Origin of the sequence: Hydrocoleum sp. CS-953, from assembly GCF_002260545.1 — a bacterium.
GTDB lineage: Bacteria > Cyanobacteriota > Cyanobacteriia > Cyanobacteriales > Microcoleaceae > Trichodesmium.
The window spans coordinates 1-5,366 of record NZ_LGSU01000906.1; the positions used below are offsets into that span (position 1 = coordinate 1).

Sequence of the window (5,366 nt, forward strand, 5' to 3'; positions counted from 1 at the left end):
TTTGTGTTATCTTAATCCTTAGCTCAGGTATGAAAGTAGATTTTTTTTCTGTTATAGCACTAGGAAAAAGTGTGAGGAAATTGGTAAAAGTGAAATCTTTTACATTAGTAAATTTTGACTAGAGCTGAATGCTGATAGCTGAGTGCTGAATGCTTCAAGTTATACCTATTCTCTTAGAAAATAAAAAACAAAATGACTAACAAAATAGAAGCTGAAAATTTCATTCAAGATTTGGCAAAAGTAGCAGAAGTTCGTGCTAATGTTGCTCATAGTTTAGGAAAAATGTCTGAGACTTTAGAAACAGCAGAATTAGTAGGTAAACAAAGTTCTGGTGAGTTGGGTTTGGCAAGAGAAATAGAGGATATTAAGGTTGCTAGTAAAAATCTCCGAGATGGTGTATTTAGATTAATGGTTTTGGGAGATATGAAACGAGGTAAAAGCACTTTTTTAAATGCTTTAATTGGTGAGAATATTCTTCCTAGTGATGTTAATCCTTGCACGGCTTTATTAACTATTTTGCGTTATGGAAATGAGAAAAAAGTAACAGTACATTTTAATGATGGGAAAAGTCCTGAAGAGTTAGATTTTAAAATTTTTAAGCGCAATTATACAATCGATCCGGCAGAAGCGAAAAGATTAGAAAAGGAGAATAAACAAGCTTTTCCTGATGTTGATTATGCTGTGGTTGAATATCCTTTGACACTATTAGAAAAAGGTATAGAAATTGTTGATAGTCCGGGATTGAATGATACTGAAGCAAGAAATGAATTATCTCTGGGATATATTAATAATTGTCATGCTATTTTATTTGTGATGAGGGCAACTCAACCTTGTACTTTGGGAGAACGTCGTTATTTAGAAAATTATATTAAAGATAGGGGTTTGACTGTATTTTTTCTGATTAATGCTTTTGACCAAGTTAGAGAAAGTTTGATTGACCCAGATGATGCGGAAGAATTAGAAGAAGCAGAGGCAAAAGTTAGAAAAGTTTTTCATGCTAATTTGGCTGAATATTGTGTTATTGATGGTCAAGATATTTATCAAGAAAGGGTATTTGCAATATCTGCTTTGCCTGCTTTACGACGGCGGATAAAAGATAGTTTTGCTTCTCTAGAAGGAACAGGTTTTCCAGAATTTATGAGTGCTTTGAGTTATTTTTTAACTAAAGAAAGAGCAGCTCAAGAATTTCGACAAGCTCAGATTTTAGCTAGTCAAGCTAATAGTCATGTTCGAGAGGCGATCGCTCGAAGAAAGCCTTTATTAGATGAGGATGTAAATGAGTTAAAAGCTAGGATTAATTCTGTGGAACCGGAATTTAAAAAACTCACAGAAATTCGTGACGAATTCCAAAAGGAAATTAGAACGGTTCGTGATAAAAAAGCTAGAGTTGTAGCTGATTCTTTTCGCTCTTATGTCTTAAGTTTAGGTGATACTTTCGAGGCTGATTTTTTACATTATCAGCCAGATTTAAACTTTATGGATTTTCTGAATAACGATAAACGAGAAGGGTTTGAAGCAGAACTAAAAAAAGCATTTGAACAATATATTAATGATAAATTAGCTGCCTGGACAATAACTGTGGAAAATGAAATGGATGCAGCATTTTTACAACTATCAAGAATGGCTGCCCATTATGGTGCTTCCTACAGTAAAGTTACAGATAAAATTACTGAAAAAATCACAGGAAAAAAAGTTAATTCTTTCAGCGGTTATGGTGAAGAAGATGACTCTCCCACTTGGGCAAAATGGGCGATGGGATTATTTTCTTTAGCCAGAGGAAATATTGCTGGGATGGCAATGGCGGGTGCTGGTTTTGACTGGAAAAATATTTTATTAAACTTAGTTACTGTGGCTGGAGTAGGAACAATTATTGCTACAATAACTGGGATAACTTTAGGTCCGGTTGGTTTAGCATTATTAGGTTTAGGAGTAGGAGTAATGCAAGCAGACCAAGCCAAAAAACAATTAGTTCAAGTAACTAAAAAGGAGCTGGTAAAACATTTACCTCAAGTTGCTCAAGAACAGTGGCAACCAGTCCATGATGCAATTAAAGAATGCTTTGATAGTTATGAGCAAGAAGTTAGTGAAAGGATAGATGATGATATTCAATCTCGCCAGAGTGAATTAGATAATTTAGTTAAGCAAAAAGAGGAACGAGAAATTAATCGTGGAGAAGAATTAGCTAGGTTTGAGCAATTAGAAACTGATGTGTTATCTGAGTATGAAAAAATTGAGAATGTCTATAATAATTTTGTAAGAGCAATTACTTGAGGAAGGAATAAGAAAAAAATGATGGGGATAATTTCTCCAAGTTAGAGACTGGAGAGTAAAATAATTATTAACAGAGCACGCGAAGTGACTAAAATCTAAAAGCGGTAATGCTTCAAGGGATTGAAAGAAGNAATATTTGCCCTTGTATTTCTTCGGACCTCCATACCTATTCCCAGTTAAGTGTTCCCTGTTCCCTATCTCCTTTTTATATTTCCTGATACATTCAATCTCTTACTATAGAATTCGCACTTATGTTGTCAAGTTTGATTGTAGGGGTTTGGTCTCCAAACCCAACCAAAAATGGAATTGGGAAACCCAACCTTTAGGGCTTTTTTCACAAATCATTTACCGAAAAATTAAGGTATAAAGCCTCTCCATTCATGGAGAAAAAAATTCCTTTTAACCAATCATTCTATACAGAAGAGGTAATTATTAATTGTTAATTGTTGAATATGGCTATATCTATAGCAATTTTCAATAGGTTGTCAAATTTTATGGTAGGGGTTTGGTCTCCAAACCCAACCAAAAATGGAATTGGAAAACCCAAGCAATTTTCAATAGGTTGTCAAGTTTGATTGTAGGGGTTTGGTCTCCAAACCCAACCAAAAATGGAATTGGGAAACCCAACGCCTAATGCGGTTAATATCACACCAAAACTTATAAAGTATCGATCTATAGACTAATGTACTTTCCTTTTTCCTTTTTCCTTCTTCCTTCTTTCTTCTTCCTTCTTCCTTTAACTGATAACTAAATTAAAATGCAACCAAAAGAACATTACCAAAACCTAACAAATTATTTTAATTCCGCTCTAGGAATTTTAGAATTTGAGCCAGATTCTCAATTAAGAAAAGATGTAATTTCTCTCTGTCAATATCTAGCAAACCCTGCTTTTAAAATTGCTGTTTTTGCTCCGTTTAATTATGGTAAATCTACCCTCCTAAATGCTTTGTTAGGACAACAGACATTACCTATCGATCTAATTCCCACCACTGGAGCTGCAATTTATGTCAAATATGGTAAAGAATTACAAACAATAATTCAGTTGAAAGATGGCAGTATAATTAATGCCAATGGTACAGATATTCTCAAAGAATATGCTGTGCTAGATGATAACCGTAAAATGCGAGATGATGTAACTTCAGTAGAGGTTTATTGTCCTCATCCTTTTCTGGAAAGAGGGGTAGAATTTTTGGATTTACCAGGAACTAATGATAGGGAAGCTCAGAATATTTTGGTGCAGGAAAAGTTATTAACTGCCGATTTAGTGGTGCAGGTTTTAGATGCTAGAAATTTGATGACTTTGGGTGAGCGAGAAAATCTTAGAGATTGGTTAGAGAAACGGGGTATTAAGACTGTGGTTTTTGTGGTTAATTTTATGAATTTACTCACGCCAGAGGAACAAAAAGAGGTTTCTAATAGAATGCGGTTTGTGGCAGAAAGTTTTCGCTCGGAACTACCGGATAATATTAGTAATTTGTATCGGGTTGATGCTTTACCTGCTTTGCGGGGACGCTTAAAAGGTGATGTTTCTGTGGCACAAACTACGGGTTTAGCTACTTTTGAATCTGCTTTACAAAGTATTGTTGAAGTTTATGGAGAAAAGACAAATATTCAGTTATCTAGAGTNGTTTGTGGCAGAAAGTTTTCGCTCGGAACTACCGGATAATATTAGTAATTTGTATCGGGTTGATGCTTTACCTGCTTTGCGGGGACGCTTAAAAGGTGATGTTTCTGTGGCACAAACTACGGGTTTAGCTACTTTTGAATCTGCTTTACAAAGTATTGTTGAAGTTTATGGAGAAAAGACAAATATTCAGTTATCTAGAGTCCGGGCGATCGCTTCTCAGTTATGTGAAGTAATGAAGGCTAATGCTAGGGAGGTAACTAAAGAGTTAATTGCTATTCAAGAGCGGAAAAGTGAAAAGTTTGAGATTCAAAAAAAGGCAGAAAAGTTAATTAAAGAAGGTTTCCAAAAGAGTAGTTCAAATTTTCAGAGTTGGCTATATTTAACTAAGCTTTTGGCAAGGTATCAATTTGAATTAGCTATAGTTTTGGAACAGAGAACTTTTAATATTTGGGAGTCTGAAAAATTTCGACCAGAAGCGCTGAAATACAAACAAGAAATTACTGAGTGGGTAGATAAAGCTTGTGAGTTTTTTCAATTAGGAGAAACAGAGGAATTAATAATTACATTTCCTGAAGCTCCAAAAGTTTTTTTGCCACCTCCACCCCCATCAGAAACCAAAAAATCAGGAGGTCTAAGAAATATAGCGATCGCCTCTGGAATAGGTTGGTTATTAGGAGGTCCGATGGGTGCTGCAGTTGTTGGTGGAGCAACCTATTTTTTGAGTGATAATAAACAGAATAAATCGCAAAATTTAGCAAGTTATAAAGAGCAAGTGAAACAAGCTTATGCTAATGCAGCTAGNCCTCCACCCCCATCAGAAACCAAAAAATCAGGAGGTCTAAGAAATATAGCGATCGCCTCTGGAATAGGTTGGTTATTAGGAGGTCCGATGGGTGCTGCAGTTGTTGGTGGAGCAACCTATTTTTTGAGTGATAATAAACAGAATAAATCGCAAAATTTAGCAAGTTATAAAGAGCAAGTGAAACAAGCTTATGCTAATGCAGCTAGAGATTATTTAAGCCGTTTTAGCACTGTGACTTTAAAAGTCGTTGAAGAATATGAAGCAATGGCGGAAAAAGTTATTAAAGTTCCTGTGAGTCAGCAGTCACCAGAGGCGATAAAGTTAAGAAATAAACTCCAGTTATTGAATAATTTATCAGCAGAAATAAATCAAGAATTGGAATTTTTGATTGATTAAAATTCATAAAACATAAGGTGTATCTAAAGATTTTTGTTGGGTTTCCTACGTCAACCCAACCTACGCTTATTGCACTAAAAAAACCTAACCCCCCAACCCCCTTCCTTACAAGGGAAGGGGATGAATATTTCTCTCCTCTCGGAGCAGGAGAAGAGTCGGGGGAGAGGTTTTCACGAGTTGCTTAAACTGACTCAAAATCCATGACAAAAACAACTTCTGACTTCTAACTTCTGACTTTTTTAACAGAGGAGAAGTCAAACTAATTTACGA

Annotated in this window: 2 protein-coding genes; both read left to right on the forward strand. The window is 35.3% G+C overall.

Annotated features, from left to right (window positions below; all coding sequences use genetic code 11):
- Positions 1-192 precede the first annotated feature (192 nt).
- On the forward strand, positions 193-2,271 hold the full coding sequence (locus AFK68_RS12210; RefSeq protein WP_094673057.1) for a dynamin family protein: 2,079 nt from the start codon (positions 193-195) through the stop codon (positions 2,269-2,271).
- 757 nt (positions 2,272-3,028) lie between these two features.
- The coding region (locus AFK68_RS12215; RefSeq protein WP_246844141.1) for a dynamin family protein at positions 3,029-3,897 on the forward strand (869 nt) is incomplete at its 3' end.
- Positions 3,898-5,366: the final 1,469 nt, after the last annotated feature.

Bases quoted from the DNA above. Each gene is read 5' to 3' on its own strand.
- AFK68_RS12210 (WP_094673057.1), top strand. From the start codon at position 193: ATGACTAACAAAATAGAAGCTGAAAATTTCATTCAAGATTTGGCAAAA.